15 protein-coding genes and 2 pseudogenes are annotated in these 16,700 nt (G+C 67.1%); 8 read left to right on the top strand and 9 right to left on the bottom strand.

The window, feature by feature from the left end:
* Positions 1-306: 306 nt before the first annotated feature.
* Both rpsT and mutM read right to left on the bottom strand, forming a co-directional pair.
* The gene (gene rpsT / locus SPYCA_RS17835) at positions 307-570 is read right to left on the bottom strand and encodes a 30S ribosomal protein S20 (RefSeq protein ID WP_120222054.1); all 264 of its coding nucleotides are present in this window, start codon (positions 568-570) and stop codon (positions 307-309) included.
* A 185-nt stretch (positions 571-755) separates the two neighbouring features.
* Positions 756-1,568, bottom strand: a complete 813-nt coding sequence (gene mutM, locus SPYCA_RS17830; protein ID WP_120222427.1) for a bifunctional DNA-formamidopyrimidine glycosylase/DNA-(apurinic or apyrimidinic site) lyase — start codon at positions 1,566-1,568, stop codon at positions 756-758.
* Positions 1,569-1,663: 95 nt separating this feature from the next.
* Between mutM and SPYCA_RS17825 the strand changes: the two genes are divergently transcribed.
* The 8 genes and pseudogenes from SPYCA_RS17825 to SPYCA_RS17790 all read left to right on the top strand — a co-directional run bounded on the left by SPYCA_RS17825 (position 1,664) and on the right by SPYCA_RS17790 (position 7,567).
* Positions 1,664-2,401, top strand: a complete 738-nt coding sequence (locus tag SPYCA_RS17825) for a class I SAM-dependent methyltransferase (RefSeq protein ID WP_120222053.1) — start codon at positions 1,664-1,666, stop codon at positions 2,399-2,401.
* A 139-nt stretch (positions 2,402-2,540) separates the two neighbouring features.
* Positions 2,541-4,085: a 2-polyprenylphenol 6-hydroxylase gene (gene ubiB / locus SPYCA_RS17820; RefSeq protein WP_120222052.1), complete on the top strand. Its 1,545-nt coding sequence runs from the start codon at positions 2,541-2,543 to the stop codon at positions 4,083-4,085.
* Between the two features lie 44 nt (positions 4,086-4,129).
* Positions 4,130-4,375, top strand: coding sequence for a type II toxin-antitoxin system CcdA family antitoxin (locus SPYCA_RS17815; RefSeq protein ID WP_120222051.1), 246 nt, complete (start codon positions 4,130-4,132; stop codon positions 4,373-4,375).
* Positions 4,376-4,672: a CcdB family protein gene (locus SPYCA_RS17810; RefSeq protein WP_120222050.1), complete on the top strand. Its 297-nt coding sequence runs from the start codon at positions 4,376-4,378 to the stop codon at positions 4,670-4,672.
* Positions 4,673-4,676: 4 nt separating this feature from the next.
* Positions 4,677-5,939, top strand: coding sequence for a bifunctional phosphopantothenoylcysteine decarboxylase/phosphopantothenate--cysteine ligase CoaBC (gene coaBC, locus SPYCA_RS17805; RefSeq protein WP_120222048.1), 1,263 nt, complete (start codon positions 4,677-4,679; stop codon positions 5,937-5,939).
* Positions 5,902-6,363, top strand: a pseudogene (gene dut / locus SPYCA_RS17800) (dUTP diphosphatase); the annotation flags it as partial. The gene coaBC and the pseudogene dut, both read left to right, overlap by 38 nt.
* Positions 6,364-6,464: 101 nt before the next feature.
* Positions 6,465-7,214, top strand: a complete 750-nt coding sequence (locus SPYCA_RS17795) for a HesA/MoeB/ThiF family protein (protein ID WP_172595126.1) — start codon at positions 6,465-6,467, stop codon at positions 7,212-7,214.
* Entirely contained in the window at positions 7,202-7,567 is a 366-nt protein-coding gene (locus SPYCA_RS17790) for a DsrE family protein (RefSeq protein ID WP_120222045.1), read from the top strand. The genes SPYCA_RS17795 and SPYCA_RS17790 overlap by 13 nt, the downstream gene beginning before the upstream one ends.
* Before the next feature lie 4 nt (positions 7,568-7,571).
* Here SPYCA_RS17790 and SPYCA_RS17785 read toward each other — a convergent pair whose 3' ends face one another.
* From SPYCA_RS17785 to SPYCA_RS17755, 7 genes and pseudogenes are all read right to left on the bottom strand, one after another.
* Complete coding sequence (locus tag SPYCA_RS17785; RefSeq protein ID WP_120222044.1) at positions 7,572-8,291, bottom strand: class I SAM-dependent methyltransferase; 720 nt, start codon at positions 8,289-8,291, stop codon at positions 7,572-7,574.
* Positions 8,291-9,418, bottom strand: a complete 1,128-nt coding sequence (prfB, locus tag SPYCA_RS17780; RefSeq protein ID WP_120222043.1) for a peptide chain release factor 2 — start codon at positions 9,416-9,418, stop codon at positions 8,291-8,293. The genes SPYCA_RS17785 and prfB overlap by 1 nt, the downstream gene beginning before the upstream one ends.
* Before the next feature lie 85 nt (positions 9,419-9,503).
* Positions 9,504-12,020: a penicillin-binding protein 1A gene (locus SPYCA_RS17775; RefSeq protein ID WP_120222042.1), complete on the bottom strand. Its 2,517-nt coding sequence runs from the start codon at positions 12,018-12,020 to the stop codon at positions 9,504-9,506.
* A gap of 12 nt (positions 12,021-12,032) precedes the next feature.
* Positions 12,033-12,704, bottom strand: coding sequence for a TetR/AcrR family transcriptional regulator (locus SPYCA_RS17770; RefSeq protein WP_232003405.1), 672 nt, complete (start codon positions 12,702-12,704; stop codon positions 12,033-12,035).
* Positions 12,701-13,846: a DSD1 family PLP-dependent enzyme gene (locus tag SPYCA_RS17765; protein WP_120222040.1), complete on the bottom strand. Its 1,146-nt coding sequence runs from the start codon at positions 13,844-13,846 to the stop codon at positions 12,701-12,703. Before SPYCA_RS17765 ends, SPYCA_RS17770 begins: the two co-directional genes overlap by 4 nt.
* Positions 13,843-15,096 (bottom strand): D-arabinono-1,4-lactone oxidase, encoded by a 1,254-nt coding sequence (locus SPYCA_RS17760; RefSeq protein ID WP_120222039.1) that lies wholly within the window; start codon positions 15,094-15,096, stop codon positions 13,843-13,845. Before SPYCA_RS17760 ends, SPYCA_RS17765 begins: the two co-directional genes overlap by 4 nt.
* A 187-nt stretch (positions 15,097-15,283) precedes the next feature.
* Positions 15,284-16,057, bottom strand: a pseudogene (locus SPYCA_RS17755) (N-acetylmuramoyl-L-alanine amidase family protein); the annotation flags it as partial.
* Positions 16,058-16,700 lie beyond the last annotated feature (643 nt).

Here is a 16,700-nt window from a genome sequence, read left to right as displayed (position 1 = left end):
AAGGCCGACGACGCACCTGTCTAGGCAAGGCGCGCCGAGTCGATCAAGGGGCGCTCATGTAAAAATACTGAAATAAAAATCTTGACTCGCCCCCGCTCGCGGAATCGCGTTAATGAGCGTTTTTTTTCATTAATTTCATATGCTTACATGACGCATGCGGAGGCAATTCCAACGAATCGCCGAAAATCCGCCACTTACCGCGCTGCAACACTATTGCCATCGCGACGTCACAATAAAGCACGCAAAAAAGGACCCGCAGGCAAGAAGCCGACGAGTCCTTTTTGTTCCCTTTCGGGACAAGTGAGATCAGGCGATCGCGTTCACGCTCTTGGTCAGGCGCGCATATTTGCGTGCGACCGTGTTCTTGTGGAGGACGCCCTTGGCAACGCCGCGCGCCATTTCGGGCTGCGCCGCCTTCAGCGCGGTCGCGGCGGCGTCCTTGTCGCCCGTGGCGACGGCGGCTTCGACCTTCTTGACGAGCGTGCGGATGCGCGAAACGCGATTCTTGTTCACGACGGCGCGCGCCTGGTTGCGGCGGATGCGCTTCTTTGCCTGCGGCGTATTGGCCATAAAATCCTCTAATCTCAAACGGTCAACATGGTCGGAGCGCAGCCGCATCGGAGCAGCCGAATCGCGCGCGGAGCAGCGAATCAATGTCCGGATGTGGCCGGTTCCGGACGACCGGACCCTGCTCGAAGGGTGCGCGCATAGCGATGACAGGCGATTTGGTCAATGCCTTGCGGCAATATCCGGGCTCAACGCTGGCATTTGCGGCAGTAAAAGGTCGAGCGCCCCGACTGCACGACGCGCACGATCGCGCCGCCGCATTCGCAACGATCGCCCTCGCGGCCATAGACGCGCCAATCCTTTGCGAAATAGCCAAGGTCGCCCTCGGGGCTCAAAAAATCGCGCAGCGTCGAACCGCCCGCGGCGATCGCGGCGGCGAGCACCGTCTTGATCGCGGGCACGAGCGCGCCGATTCTGGCTTTAGGCACGTCGGCGGCGGGCTTCAGCGGCGAGATGCGCGCCATGTTGAGCGCCTCGCAAACATAGATGTTGCCGAGCCCCGCGACGATAGTCTGGTCGAGCAGCATCGCCTTCACGGGCGCGCGTCGCCCCGCGAAGGCGCGCACCAGATGGGCGGCGTCGAACGCGTCCGACAGCGGTTCGGGGCCGAGCATCACGAACGCCGCGAACGCCGCCAGCGGATCGCCCGCGACCAGATCGACCGAGCCGAAGCGCCGCGGGTCGTGGAGAAAGAGCCGGTGCCCCGCCGCGGTTTCGAGAAGCAGATGGTCGTGCCTGCCCGGCTCGCCCCCCTCGGTCCGCCAGCGCCCCGACATGCCGAGGTGAAAGATCATATGATCGTCGCGGTCGGTCGAAACGATGCCATATTTGGCGCGGCGCGACAGAGCGGTCACGGTGGCGCCGGTGAGGCGCTGCGCGAGGTCGGCGGGAAAGGGGCGGCGCAGGTCGGGGCGAAAGGTGGTGACGGCCGCCAGCCTTTGCCCCTCGAGAAAGGGCGCGAGGCCGCGCACGGTGGTTTCGACTTCAGGAAGTTCGGGCATATCGCGCATCGGGCTACGCGCCATTTGCGCGCGCGGCAAGGCCCGGCTAAAGGCCGACGCAACCGATGATCTCCCCCGCGAAAGGCGCGCAAACGATGGCCACTCCCGATACCGTCAGCTTTGGCTATGAGCAGGTTCCCGCGGGCGCGAAGACCGCGATGGTCGGCGAGGTGTTCAGCCGCGTCGCGCGCAAATATGACATCATGAACGACGCGATGTCGGGCGGGATGCACCGTTTGTGGAAGGACCGCTTCGTGCGCCGCGTCAAGCCGCGCGCGGGCGAGGCGATCCTCGACATGGCGGGCGGCACGGGCGACATCGCGTTCCGCATGGAACCGTCGGGCGCGAGCATCACGGTGGCCGACATCAACCCCGATATGCTGGGCGTCGGGATGGAGCGCGCGGCGGCGCGCGGCATCGACAGCCTGGTCTGGTCCGAACAAAATGCCGAAAAGCTGACCTTTCCCGACCGCTTTTTCGACGCCTATACGATCGCTTTCGGCATCCGCAACGTCACCGACATCCCTGCGGCGCTCAGCGAAGCGCACCGCGTGCTGCGCTTTGGCGGACGCTTTTTCTGCCTGGAGTTTTCGACAAACGAGTGGCCGGGGTTCGCACGGGCCTATGACGCCTATTCGCACCATCTGGTGCCGAAGCTCGGCAAGCTGATCGCGGGCGACGAGGACAGCTATCGTTACCTGATCGAATCGATCCGCCGCTTTCCGCCAATGCCCGAGTTTGCCCGGATCATCGGTGAGGCGGGTTTCACTGCGGTCAGGGTCGAACCGATCCTGGGCGGGCTGGTCGCGATTCACAGCGGGTGGAAGGCGTGAGGGTGACTCCGCTATTTATCCCCTCCCGCGTGCGGGAGGGGCAGCGAGCCCCCGACTTGATCCGGGGCGCAGCGGGGCGGACCATCCGCGCCGTCGCTGCCCACCCCCAGCCCCTCCCGCAAGCGGGAGGGGAGACAGGATGACCCGTCCTGTCACCCATATTGCCCGTCTGCTGAAATGGGGCCGTATCCTCGCGCGCCACGGCGCGCTGCGCGGGATCGAGACGGCACCGGCGACCCCGCCCGGCGTCAAGCGGCTGTGCCGGATCGCGCGGCTCGGCACGATCCAGCCGAAAACTCCCGACTATGCCGCCGCCTTTCAGGCGATCGGCCCCGCCGCGGTGAAGCTGGGCCAGACGCTGGCGACGCGGCCCGACCTGGTCGGCGAGGACGCCGCGCGCAACCTGCTCACCCTGCAGGACGCGCTGCCCCCCGTCGGCTTTGCGCGCATCCGGCAGGAGATCGAGGCGACCTTCGAGGCGCCGCTCGAAAGCCTCTTTAGCGATTTCGACCCCGATCCCGTCGGATCGGCGTCGATCGCGCAGGTCCACCGCGCGGTCACCACCGACGGGCGCCGCGTCGCGGTCAAGATCCGCCGCCCCGGCATCGACAAACAGTTCGCGCGCGACATCGAAACCTATGAATGGGCGGCTGCGCATCTCGAAGCCTTCGGCGGCGAGGCGTCGCGGCTGCGCCCGCGGCAGGTGATCGCCAATTTCCGCCGCTGGACCTTGCGCGAACTCGACCTGCGGCGCGAGGCGGCCTCGGCTTCGGAATTGTCCGACGCGATGGCGGCGGTGCCCGAATATGAAGTGCCCGCGATCGACTGGGACCGCACCAACAGCCGCGTGATGACGATGAGCTGGATCGACGGCATCAAGATTTCGCACCGCGACGCGCTGGTCGCCGCCGGGCACGACATGGAGAAGCTGGCGGCAAACCTGGTCCACGCCTTTCTGCGGCAGGCGATTGCGGAAGGCTTTTTCCACGCCGACATGCACCAGGGCAATTTGTTCGTAAAGGCCGACGGGACGATCGCCGCCGTCGATTTCGGCATCATGGGGCGAATCAACCGGCAGGCGCGCTACTGGCTGGCCGAAATCCTCTATGGGCTGACGACGGGCAATTACCGCCGCGTCGCCGAGATTCATTTCGAGGCGCAATATGTGCCCGATTACCACAATGTCGAGGAGTTCGCGACGGCGCTGCGCGCGGTCGGCGAGCCGATGCGCGGCAAGCCGGTGAGCGAGCTCAGCGTCGGGCAGATGCTCGACGGGCTGTTCGCGATCACGCGCGATTTCGACATGCAGACGCAGCCGCACCTTCTCTTGCTCCAGAAAACGATGGTGATGGTCGAGGGCGTCGCGACGATGCTGAATCCCAAAATCAACATGTGGGACGTGTCGGGACCGTTCGTGAAGGAATGGATCCGCGACGAGCTGGGCCCCGAAGCCGCGCTCGCCGACGGGCTGCGCGAGCAGGGCCGGACGCTGGCGCTGATCCCCGACATCATCCGCCGCCTCGACGAACAATTGCCGCGCAAGGGCGCCGCGCCGCCCGCGCCGCCGCTGCCCGACATTCCCTTGATGTGGGAGCGCGGCGAGCGGCGCGTCTGGTGGCGTTACGCGCTGACCGCGCTGGTCGGCGCGGCGGCGGGTGCCGCGGCGCTGAACTGGCTGGGTTGAATCGGAAATCCAATGCGCATATGTTATGCGCAAGGAGAATGGGGATGAACCGTCCGGCGCGATTTGAAGGCCCCAAAAAGCCGACCAATGTGTCGCTGAACGCCGAGCTGGTCGAGGAAGCGCGAAAGCTGGGCATCAACGTCAGCGAGGCCTGCCAGTCGGGGTTGGCAGCCGAGGTGAAGAAGGCTCGCGAGTTGGTCTGGAAAAAGGAAAACCGTGCCGCGATCGAAAGCTGGAACGACTATATTCGGGAAAACGGAATGCCCTATGACGAGTATCGGCAGCTCTGAATGGCGCGATACGACGTCTACCCCGGTGCTCCCGGTCGCGGGCTGCTTCTCGATTGCCAGGCCGACGTGCTCGATCATCTGGCGTCGCGCGTCGTCGTGCCGCTGATGCCGACCGCGAAAGTCGAACCAATCCCGCGGCTAAACCCGCTCTTGACGGTCAACGGCCAAACATTGGTAATGGCGACGCATCTGATCTTTGCGATTCCGTTCGAGCGTCTGCAACGCCCGGTCGCCAATCTTGAAGCGGAGCATTATGCGATCATGGGCGCGCTCGACATGCTGACCACGGGGTTCTGACCTGATGACCCAGCCCCGCATCCTGCTCATCGTCGGCGGCGGCATTGCCGCATATAAAAGCATCGAGCTTGTCCGCGTGCTTCGCAAGGCGGGCTATGTCGTTCGCTGCGTCCTCACGCGAGCGGGCGCACAATTCGTCACGCCGTTGACTCTCGCCGCGCTGTCCGAATACAAGGTTTACACTGACCTGTTCGACCTGAAGGACGAGGTCGAGATGGGGCATATCCAGCTGAGCCGCGAGGCCGACCTGGTCGTCGTCGCGCCCGCAACCGCCGATCTGCTCGCCAAAATGGCGGGCGGTATCGCCGACGATCTGGCGACGACGTTGCTGCTCGCGACCGACAAGCCGGTGCTCGCCGCGCCCGCGATGAATGTGCGGATGTGGCTGCACCCCGCGACGCAGCGCAATGTCGCCACGCTGCGCGGCGACGGGGTGACGGTGATGGAGCCCGACGAGGGCGAGATGGCGTGCGGCGAATATGGCCCCGGCCGCCTGCCCGAACCCGACGCCATTTTCGCGGCGATCGAGGCGGCGCTGGCGAACGCGCCCGCGCCGTCGATCCTGTCGGGGCAACCCGATTTCGCGCCCGCGAACCACCGCCCGCTCCACGGCCGCCGCATCCTCGTGACTGCGGGGCCGACGCACGAGCCGATCGACCCCGTGCGCTATATCGCCAACCGGTCGAGCGGCAAGCAGGGCTTTGCGATCGCCGCCGCCGCCGCCAATGCGGGGGCCGAGGTGCTGCTGATCGCCGGGCCGGTGCCGCTGCCGACGCCCCCGGGGGTGATCCGCGTCGACGTCGAGACGGCGCGCGAAATGGCCGACGAAGTGCGGCAGGGCCTGCCCGTCGACGCCGCGATCATGGTTGCTGCCGTCGCCGACTGGCGGGCGGCCGACCCCGCGGAACAAAAGATCAAGAAGGACGGCAGCGGCGCCGTGCCGCCGCTCGCGCTCGCCGAAAATCCCGACATATTGGCAAGCGTCGCGAAGTCGCCCGAACGCCCGCCGCTGCTGATCGGCTTTGCCGCCGAAACCAACGATGTCATCGCGCACGCCGAGGCAAAGCTGGCACGCAAGGGGTGCGACTGGATCGTCGCCAACGATGTGTCGGCCGACCCCATGGGCGGCGAAAGCAATCGGGTGCATATCGTTAGCAAAGACGGGGTAGACAGCTGGGACCGGCTGCCCAAAGCCGCCGTCGCCCGCAAATTGATGGAAAAGATCGCCGATGAGCTCGAACAACGCGCCCCACTCGACCGCGATTGAAATCGCGATCCAGCGCCTGCCGAACGGCGGCGGCCTGCCCCTGCCCGCCTATGCGTCGGGCGGCGCGGCGGGGATGGATGTCGTCGCGGCCGAAACGCTGACGATCCGCCCCGGCACGCGCCACGCGGTCGCGACGGGGTTCGCGATGGCGATCCCGCCGGGATATGAGGTGCAGGTGCGGCCGCGCTCGGGGCTGGCGCTCAAGCATGGCATCACCTGCCTCAACACGCCGGGGACCATCGACAGCGACTATCGCGGCGAAGTGAAGGTGATCCTCGCCAACCTGAGCGACGAGCCTTTCGAGATCAGGCGCGGCGACCGCATCGCGCAGCTCGTGCCCGCGCCCGTTCAGCGCGCGGCCTTTGCCGAGGTCGACAGGCTGGACGACACCGCGCGCGGCGCGGGCGGGTTCGGATCGACGGGCGTTGCGAGTGGCGGCACCGAGGAAGAGGAAGAAGGGACCGGCACGCGGGCAAAACTCGCCTCGCTCTCCGCGATCAGGATGCGGCGGCCGGGCGAATAGGCTTGTTGTCCGACGCCGAACTCGACCGTTACGCCCGCCAGATCGTCCTGCCCGCGTTCGGCGGCGCGGGACAGGCGAAGCTGAAGGGGAGCCATGTCGCGATCGTCGGCGCGGGCGGGATCGGTTGTCCCGCGATCACCTATCTGGCCGCCGCAGGGGTCGGGCGGCTGACGATCATCGACCATGATGTCGTCGAGCTGTCGAACCTGCAGCGCCAACCCCTGTTCACCGACGCCGACATCGGCGCATCGAAGGCGGCGGTCGCGGCCGATGCGGCGCGGCGGATCAATCCCCATGTCGAGGCCATTGCGGCCGCCGAACGGCTGGACGCGGTCAACGCCGCGGCGCTGCTGGCGGGCGCGAGCCTGATCCTCGACGGCTGCGACAATTTCGCTACGCGACTGGCGGTCAACCGTGCGTCGGTGGCGCTGCAAATCCCCCTGCTCTCGGCGGCCATCGGCGCGTTCGAGGGGCAGGTCGCGCTTTACGAGGGGTGGCGCGCCGCGAGTCCCTGCTATGCCTGCCTGGTCGGCGACGATCCCGACCGGCCGGGAATCAACTGCGCCGAGCAGGGCGTGATGGGCGCGCTCGCGGGGATGGTGGGGACGATGGCGGCGCTGGAAGTGGTGCGCGCGCTGGCGGGCTGGGGGACGCCGCTCGCCGGGCGGCTGGCGATCATCGACATGCTCGACCGGCGCTGGCGCGAGGTGGCGGTCGCGAAGGAGCCGGAGTGCCCGATATGCCGGGACTGAACATCATCGTCGCGGCGGCCGAGGGGCGGCGCTTTTGCGCGGCGCTGGAGACCGCGATCGCCGCCGCCGCGCTGGGGCAAAACGCGCGCCTGTTCCTGCAGAGCGACGCCGCCGCGATGCTGCGTGCGCCCGCGGGCTTTGCGGGCGACGGCGCGCGCCGCGCCGCGGGGCTGCCGGGGCTGGGCGAACTGATCGACGAGGCGCTGGCGAGCGGGGTCGAGATCATCGTGTGCCAATCGGGGCTTGCGCTCGCCGACCTGACCGCAGACCGCATCGTCGGCGGAATCAGGGCGGGCGGGGTCGTCAGCTTTCTCGCCGCGCTCGCGGCAGAGGACCGGCTGATCGTTTATTGATCGCTCACGGATTGTCGCAGACCTGGATCGCATCGGGCGCGGGGCGCTCGCCTTCGGGGACGAAGCGCGCGAGATAGCCGCCGGCATGCTGCTTGTCGTCATAGGAGACGAGCTTGTAGCCCACCGCCTCGAACTCGCAGACGAGCAGGCGGAAGGGTGTGCCATGCTGCGCGATCGGACGGTCGCCGTCGACGACGATCACATGTCCGCCCTCGCGCAGCGCGGGGCGCAGCCGCCAGAGGAAGGCATAGGGTTCGCCGATCTCGTGATACATATGGACCATGAACACGCGGTCGAAGCTGGCCGCCGGCAGGCGCGGATCATCGACCGCGCCGAGTTTGAGCGAGACATTGTCGAGCCGTTCGCGCGCGACGCGATCGGCGAGCCGCTCGATCACCTCCGGGATGATGTCCTGCGCCAGCACGCGCCCCGCGGCGCCGACGCGCTGCGCGAGGCGCACGGTATAATAGCCGTCGCCCGCGCCGATGTCGGCGACGGTCATGCCGGGGCGGACGTCGGCCGAGTCCATGACATCCTCGGCCTCGTTGACGCGGTCGCGCGCTTCCTCGGTCGACCATTTGGTCGAGACGGTCGGCGCGACGGGGCGGTCGGCGGGCGGAAAGTCGCGCGCGGTTTCGATGCGGCTGCTGTCCTCGCTCCACGGGCCGTCGCAGCCGCCGAGCAGCGGCAGCAGCGCCAGCGCAGCGAGGGCGCCGCGCCGCATCAGTCGATATCCTCGACGTCGACCTTTTCGCCCGTCACCTTCTGCGACAGCGCCGCCGCCATGAAGGGATCGAGCGCGCCGTCGAGCACGTCGCCGGGCGCGGTCGAGGTGACACCGGTTCTGAGATCCTTCACCAGCTGATAGGGTTGCAGCACATAGGAGCGTATCTGGTGGCCCCAGCCGATCTCGGTCTTCGCCTGATATTCGCCCGACGCCGCGGCCTCGCGCTTTTGCAGCTCGGCCTCGTACATCCGCGCTTTCAGCATCCCCATCGCGGTCGCGCGATTCTTGTGCTGCGAACGGTCGTTCTGGCTGGCGACGACGATACCCGTCGGGATGTGCGTGATGCGCACCGCCGAATCGGTCGTGTTGACATGCTGCCCGCCCGCGCCCGAAGCGCGATAGGTGTCGATCTTGAGGTCGCTCTCGTTGATCTCTATCTCGATATTGTCGTCGATCACCGGATAGACCCAGACGCTCGAAAAGCTGGTGTGGCGGCGCGCCGAGCTGTCGTAGGGCGAGATGCGGACGAGGCGGTGGACGCCGCTTTCGGTCTTGGCATAGCCATAGGCATTTTCGCCCTTCACGAGCATCGTCGCCGATTTGATGCCCGCCTGTTCACCCGCCTGATATTCGATCAGCTCAACCTTCAGCCCGCGCTTTTCGGCCCAGCGCATATACATACGCTGGAGCATTTCGGCCCAGTCCTGGCTTTCGGTGCCCCCCGCGCCTGCATGCACTTCGATATAGCAGTCGTTGCCGTCGGCCTCGCCCGCGAGCAGCGCCTTTACCTTGTCCTCCTCGGCGCGCGCGGCGAGCGCGGCGAGGCTGGCGACGGCCTCATCGACCATCGCCTCGTCGCCCTCCATCTCGGCCAGTTCGATCAGTTCGGCGGTGTCGGCGCATTCGCGCTCGATCGCGCGCGTCGCGGTAATCGCCTCATCGAGGCGGCGGCGTTCACGCATGACCTCCTGCGCCGCCTTGGGATTATCCCACAGCGTCGGGTCTTCGACCTTGGCATTGAGTTCGTCGAGACGGCGCACCGCGCGATCCCAGTCGAGAAAGCGGCGCAGCAGCGCGAGGGCGGCGGTAATCTTGTCGATATGATCCTGCGCTTCGGCGCGCATGTTCTTGGCTCCTGAAAAATGTCGACCCCGGCCTTAGGGCTTTGCGGCCGTCAAGAAAAGGCAGGTCGAAAGAAGGCGCGCAGCGTCAGATGATGCCGCCGCGATCCTCCAGGAACTCGCTGTCGCTGCGGCGCGCGGGCCGCTGCTCGACGGGCGCGTCCTGTCGCTGCGGGGTCTTGGGCGGCTTGATTTCATCTTCGCGGATCGTGCGCCGGGGCTCGCTTTCGGGCTTGAACGCTTCCCAGATGATTGCCGCGAGCGGATCGGTCCCCGGCCAGCTGCCATAGACGCGGCGTCCCGACCGACGGTCGATGCGGACCATCCGTATCCCCTTGGGCGCGGCAAAGGGAATCGGCTGGCGATCGGCAAGCGCTTCGAGCGCGAAGTCCTTGAAAATCGGCGCCGCATAGCTGCTGCCCTGGGCATAGCCGCCCATGCTGCGCGGCTGGTCGAAACCAATATACATGCCCGCGACGACGTCGGGCGTGCCGCCGACGAACCAGACGTCGTTCGGGCCAGAGGTCGTGCCCGTCTTGCCGAACAGCGGCACATCGAGGTCGCGCAGCCGCACTGCCGTGCCGCGCTGGACGACACCTTCAAGCATGTGGACGACCTGATAGGCGGTCATCGGATCCATCAGTTGCCGCCCCGAGCGCGCGAAACGCGGCATCGGACGGCCATCCCAATCCTTCATGTTGCAACCGTCGCACGGTTTCCAGTTCCGGGGAAAGATGACCTTTCCGCGGCGGTCCTGCGCATAGTCGATGACGCGCGGTTTGAGCTCGCGACCGTGGTTCGCAAGCATGGCATAGGCATTGGTCATCTTTTCCACCGTCGTCGATCCGGCGCCGAGCGCGGTCGAGAGATAGGGTTCGTGCTGGCCGATGCCCATCCGGGCGATCATTTCGACGACAGGCTCCATGCCGATCTGGCTCGCCGCCCGCACCGTCATCAGGTTGCGCGACTGTTCAAGCCCCCAGCGCATCGTATGTTCGCCCGACCCGCCGGCGCCCCCGAAGTTGCGGAAACATTTGTTGCCGAAACGCGCGCCCTGATAGACACAGAAGGGCCCGTCGACGATCATCGTCGCCGGGGTCATGCCATTGTCGAGCGCCGCGGCGTAAACGAAGGGCTTGATCGTCGAACCCGGCTGGCGCTCCGCCTGCGTTGCGCGGTTGAAAGGTGACAGGCGGACGTCGAAGCCGCCCTGCATCGCATAGATGCGCCCCGAATGCGGACTTTCAACGACCATGCCGCCCGACACTTCGGGGATGTTGCGCAAGGCATAGTTGTTGCCGCCGGTCGATTTGACGACGATCAGATCGCCCGGACGCAGCGCCGAAAAGGCGCTGCCGCCCGTGCGGCGATAACCCATCGTCGCGGCGCTCGCGGGGAGCGTGCCGGTGTCGCCATCGGCAAAGCCGATACGCGCCGCGCCCCCACTCTTCGAGAGCACCGCCGCGACGCGCCAATTGTCATAGTCGATGCCGATGAAGCTCGACGCGAGGCGGCTCTGCCACTGCTCGTCGGCCTCGATCCTCGCGATCGGCCCCGACCAGCCCTTGCCCGCGTCATAGCGTTGCAGGCCCTTGCGCAGCGCGCGCGTCGCCGCGACCTGCATCTTGCCGTCATAGGGCGTGCGCACCCACAGGCCGCCGGCATAGACGCTGTGCGGCCCGTCTTCGGCGGTTTCGCCGAACTCGGCGATCAGCTGGCGTCGCACCTCTTCCATATAATAGCCGCCGACCTGCGCCACGGCGCGGTTGCCGCTGGTCGTGAGGCCGAGCGGCATGGCGCGCGCGGCGTCGCGCTGCGCCGCGGTGATCCAGCCATTATCCTCCATCGCGCCGAGCACGAAGTTGCGCCGGGCGATCGCGTCGCGCTCGAACCGCGCGCGGCCATAGCGTTCGGGCGCCTTGGGCAGGATGGCGAGGAACGCCATTTCGTGCAGCGCCAGTTCGTCGACATCCTTGTCGAAATAGGCGCGGCTCGCCGCCTGGACGCCGAAGCTGCGCCGACCGAGCGGGATTTCGTTGAGATAAAGTTCGAGAATCTGCTCCTTGGTCAGCGCATCCTCGATCCGCATCGCAAGGATCGCCTCGCGAATCTTGCGGCGATAGCTGAGCTCGTTGGTAAGCAGCAGATTCTTCGCGACCTGCTGGGTGATCGTCGAAGCGCCGACCGGGCGCCCGCTGTTCGACAGGTTGGTGATGATCGCCGATACGATGCCCGGATAATCGATCCCGCCATGGCTGAAGAAGGTCTTGTCCTCCGCCGCGAGGAAGGCGCGCACGAGCAACGGCGGATATTCGCTATAGTCGAGCTGGACGCGGCGTTCGCGCGCATAGCTGTGGACCGGCTTGCCCTCGCCGTCGCGCACCATCGTCGGCAGCGGCGGCTCATAGGTGCGCAGCTGGTCGACCGAGGGAAGGTCGCGCGCGAAGATCGCCCAGATAAGCGCGATCGCCAACAGGCCCGCGGCCGCGAGATAGCCGAGCCAGCGGAACCAGCGCCGCGTCCACATTTCGCGAACCCAGGCGATGACGGCGTTGCTGTCGCGGCGCAGGCGCAGGCGGAAATCGGTCGAACGGTCGGCGGCCATAGGCCCCCGCCTCTAAAGCGTGGATCGCCGAAAGGGAAGCGTGCTTGCGGCAGGGTGCGGGGTATCGAGATCGAGGAGCGCGGTGCGCAGCATCGCCGCGACATCGGCGAACAACCGATCGGCGGCAATATGATCCTCCTCATGGAGCATTTCGTCGGCGGCAAAGCCGATCTCGACCGCGAGGCGCAGCCGCGCCCAGAGGATCGCCGGATCGAGGTGCGGCAGATACGGCGCGCAGGCGGCGGCGAGGCGGTCGGTCACCGCGCGGTGCGATTCGAGCCGCACATGGATGAGCTGCGGCGAGGCATGGAGCGCGCGCAATATCCATGCGGCCCCCGGCTCGGCGCGCGTTATCGCGGCATTCGCGGCGAGCAGGTCGCCGATATGGTCCGCCATCGCCGCGATCCCAGCGGGCGCGTGACGGCCGATCCAGCGATCGAGCACCACATTCTGCCGGTCCATCAGCCGGTGCCCCAGCGCCTCCAGCACCGCATATTTGTCGGCGAAATAGCGATAGAGCGCGGGCGGGCTGACCCCCGCGCGCGCGGCGATCAAATTGGTCGAAATCCGCTCCAGCCCGACCTCGGCGAGCAAGCCTCCCGCGACGTCGAGCAGGCGGTCGCGCGTCTGCTGCGCGCGCGCCTGTTTGGGGGCGGGCCGCGGCGTCGCGGTCATCGCGGTCATCGGGCGCAGCCGCGCGCGCTGACCGGCCAGATGTCGACCAGCGTGTCGCCCGCGACGACATGATAATGGTCGTAGAGATTGACGGTCGGGTCGCAGTGCGGAACCGTCAGGCTGACCGGATCGCCGGGGAGCAGCGCCTCGCCGATGCCGGGGGCGATCAGCGCCGCATGTTCGTCGCCCATGAAGGCAAAAAAGGCGGATTCGGGCGCACCGCGCCGCACGACCGCAACGCCGCCGTCGGTCGAGAGCGACTTGAAGCCCGCGTCGATCGTGACGAGGCCGCTGTGGTTGGCGCTGACGACGCGCGCATCGACCGCGAGCGCGATCTCGAACGGCGCGGCCTCGCCCTCGGCCAGCTCGCAATCGAGATATTGCTTGTCCATGAAGACATAGCTGCCCGCCTGAAGCTCGGTGAAGACGCCGAGGTCGAGGTCGATGCGGTGCGTGCCGGTGCCCGACCCGGTGACGATCGGCGGCGCGAAACCGGCATCCGCCAGCGCGGCGATGACCCCCTGCAAATAGTCCGTCCGCTCGACGATCGCGGCGCGGCGTTCGGCATAGCTTTCGATATGCTGCTGCGACCCGCAGTAATATTGCACGCCGCGATAGGTCAGCGTCGGCAGCGCCTCGATCGTCCGCGCCAGCGCGACCGCGGCTTCGGCCGAGGCGACCCCGGTGCGCGCGATGCCGGGATCGATGTCGATGATGACGTCGAGCTGCGCGCCGTCGGCCGCGAGCGCCGCGTCCAGACGCTGCGCAACCGCGGGATGATCGACAACCGCCATCAGCCCCTCGGCGCGCGCCGCCAGCGCGGCGAGGCGCAGGATCGCGGCGGGCGCGGCGACGGGCGAGGTGATGAGGATGCCGGTGATGCCGCTGTCCGCCAGCACCTCTGCCTCGCCGATCTTGGCGCAGCAGACGCCGACCGCGCCCGCGTCGAGCTGGCGCCGCGCGATGTCGACGCTCTTGTGCGTCTTGGCGTGGGGGCGGAGCGCGACGCCCGCCGCCTTGGTGAGCGCCGCCATGCGGGCGATGTTGCGGTCGAGCGCATCGCGGTCGAGGATCAGCACCGGGGTGTTGAGGTCGGCGCGGCTTCCCTGCCGCCCGATCAGCGCGTCGTGGAGGATGCGGTCGCTGGTCATGCGAAGAGGCTTTCGAGATGGGGGTTCAGAAACTTGCCCGCCGGGTCGGCGGCGCGGCGGACCGCAATATAGCGCGGCGCCATCGGATAAAGGGCGGCGACATCGGCGCGGGTCAGGCTGTGGCGTTTGGCCCAGTGCGGGCGGCCGCCATGGCCGCGAAAAATCGCCTCGGCCTCGGCGAACAGATTTTGCCACGGCATCTTCGCATATTGGTGCATCGAAATGGCGGCCACCGGCCCCGCATTCATCGGGCTCATCCAGATGTCGTCGTCGGCGACGACACGATATTCAAAGGGAAAGGCGACGGGCAGGCGCTTTTTACGAATCCAGCCGACGACCTCATCCAGCGTCTCCAGCCCGGTGGCGCGCGGCATTTCATATTCCATCTCCTCGAAACGGATCGTGCGGTCGGACGGAAAAACGGCGTGCGCCGGGCCGCGGCGGCGGCCCGAAATGGGGCTTTTCATCATCAGCCGCTGAAGCATGGGGGTGAGGAAGGGCAGGCGCGCCGACACATTGAGGATGCGGCGGAAGGTCGCCTCCTCCATGTCGGTCGTCGTCGGCGGCGGATCGCATGGGTCGCACGGGTCGAGCGTTTTCAGGATCACCTGGTCGCTGTGCGGAAAGAACCAGAATTCGACGTGGCGGTGCTGACGTTCGAGCTCGTCATAGCTTTCGCGCACCTCGGCCCAGCGGCGTTTTTCGATGCGTTCGGCAAGGTGAAAGGCCGGGACGACCGCGACGTCAATTTCGGTAACGACGCCGAACAGGCCGAGCGACAGGCGCTGCGCCTGATAGAGATCGGCGTTGGTTTGGGCGTCGCACCAATGCGCCTCGCCCGCGGCATCGACGAAGCGGAAACCGCGCGCAAAGCTCGACAGCGAGCCGAGGTCGGCGCCGGTGCCGTGCGTGCCCGTCGCCATCGCGCCCGCGAGCGATTGCGGATTGACGTCGCCCTGATTGGCGAGCGCGAGGCCATGGTCCCAAAGCGCCGCGGTCAGCCGCCGGATGCTCCAGCCAGCAGGGATGCGCGCGCTGCGACGGTCGGGCGCGACGCTAAGCTCGCCCGGCATGGCATCGAGGCTGACGATCAGCTCGTCCGATTCGCACAGCGGCATGAAACTGTGCCCCGCCCCGACGACGCGCAGCCGGTGCGCATCGCGGATCAGCGCCGCGAGTTCATCCTCGCTTTGCGGGCGCGCGATCGCTGCGCGCGCGGTGACGCTGCCCGACCAGTTGCTCCACGCCATGCCGTCCTCCCTCGGTAGGGATGAAACTGTCGTCCGGAAAAATGTTAGTCAAGACTATATTTATTTCGCCAGACGCCGGCTTTCGACCGGCTGCGGACGCGGCGCTCCTCCCCGGAACGGGGAGGGGGAGGATCGGCCGGAATCCACCCCAAAGCCGCCGCTCGGCCAGCTCCACGATTGCGGACGATCAGCGCCCGCTTTCCGCAATCTGCCGCGCGAAATGGATCTGCACCGCTTCGCGCACGCCGCGCGCGACCTTCCTGCGCCCCGATGCCGAGGCGAGGAATGCGGCGTCGTCCTTGTTCGAGAGAAAACCCGTCTCGAAAAGCACCGACGGCGTATCGGGCGCTTTCAGGACGACAAAGGAGGCGAAGCGGTGCGCGGTGGTGCGGAACGGCACCTCGTCCGACGCCTCGCGCTGGAGCAGCCGGGCGAACTCGGCCGAGGCGTTCATCGTTTCGCGCTGCGTCAGGTCGATGAGGATCGACGACACGGCATCGCCATGTGCGCCGAGATCGACCCCGTTGAGGATATTCGCCTTGTTCTCGCGCGCCGCGAGCCGCGCCGCCTCGCGGTCGGAGGCGACTTCGGACAGGGTATAGACCGACGCGCCGTGCGCCTCGCGGTTCTCGGCGGCGTCGGCGTGGACCGAAATGAACAGGTCGGCCTTCAGCCGCCGGGCGATGCCATAGCGTTCCTCAAGCACCAGGAAACGGTCATCGTCGCGGGTCAAGGCAACGCGGACGCGGCGCGAGGCGACGAGCTCGTCGCGGATCGCGCGCGCGATCGCCAGGGTGACGTCCTTTTCGCGGCGACTATTGTGCGGCGAAATCGCGCCCGGATCGTGCCCGCCATGCCCCGCGTCGATCACCACCAGCGGCAGGCGTTCGTCAGCCGGCCCTTGGATCCGCGGCAGCGGCACCGCAGGCTTCGGCTTGCCGATCGGCACGGTGACGCTGTAGCGCCGGGTCGGCCGCTGCGCGCGAAACGCAACCACGGCGCCAAACTCGGTTCGCGGACGATCGACACCCGCACCCGTCATCGGCGGCGTCATGATCAAGCCGACAAGGGCGAACACGCTCATGGCGCGTCTATGCCGTCCGGCGTGGCGGTTGGTCCAGTGCTTAATCGAAAAGGTCGCGATTTCGGCGGCTCACAAGCCTGAATCCTGTGTTAAAGACGATCCGGTGACCGCTTTTTTTTTGGCACAAGGCGGCATCGGCCGCGCATGACATTGTTGCAACGGTGGACGGCGATCCCATCTTTGGGGGCGGTTGTGGTTGCCGTCGGCGCGCGCCGATGCTAGCACCCCATCACTGACGGCGTTCTTTCCGGTGCCGTCCGGCCTTTTGAGGGGAAGGCCTGGTCCGCGAAACTCGCGGAACATGGCCGCCTTGGCGCCGGACATGCGGGAACGGACACGCCTGCCGCCAGTCCACCCGGTTGACCGGACAGTCGGGGCGTTCGCTTCATCGCCCGCCCTGCCCGCCCGCTCACCCCGTAACAGGTTGATGCCGCATGAGGCTTGCCATGCCCTCTTTCCATCCCGACGCGGGCGCTTTTGCCCCGCTCGCCGGACGGGAGGACCGCATGCGCGTCCAGGA

The organism is Sphingopyxis sp. FD7, from assembly GCF_003609835.1.
In the GTDB taxonomy this organism is placed as follows: Bacteria; Pseudomonadota; Alphaproteobacteria; order Sphingomonadales; family Sphingomonadaceae; genus Sphingopyxis.
The sequence above is the reverse complement of the archived record's forward strand: the minus strand, read 5'-3'. Positions and strand labels throughout refer to the sequence as shown.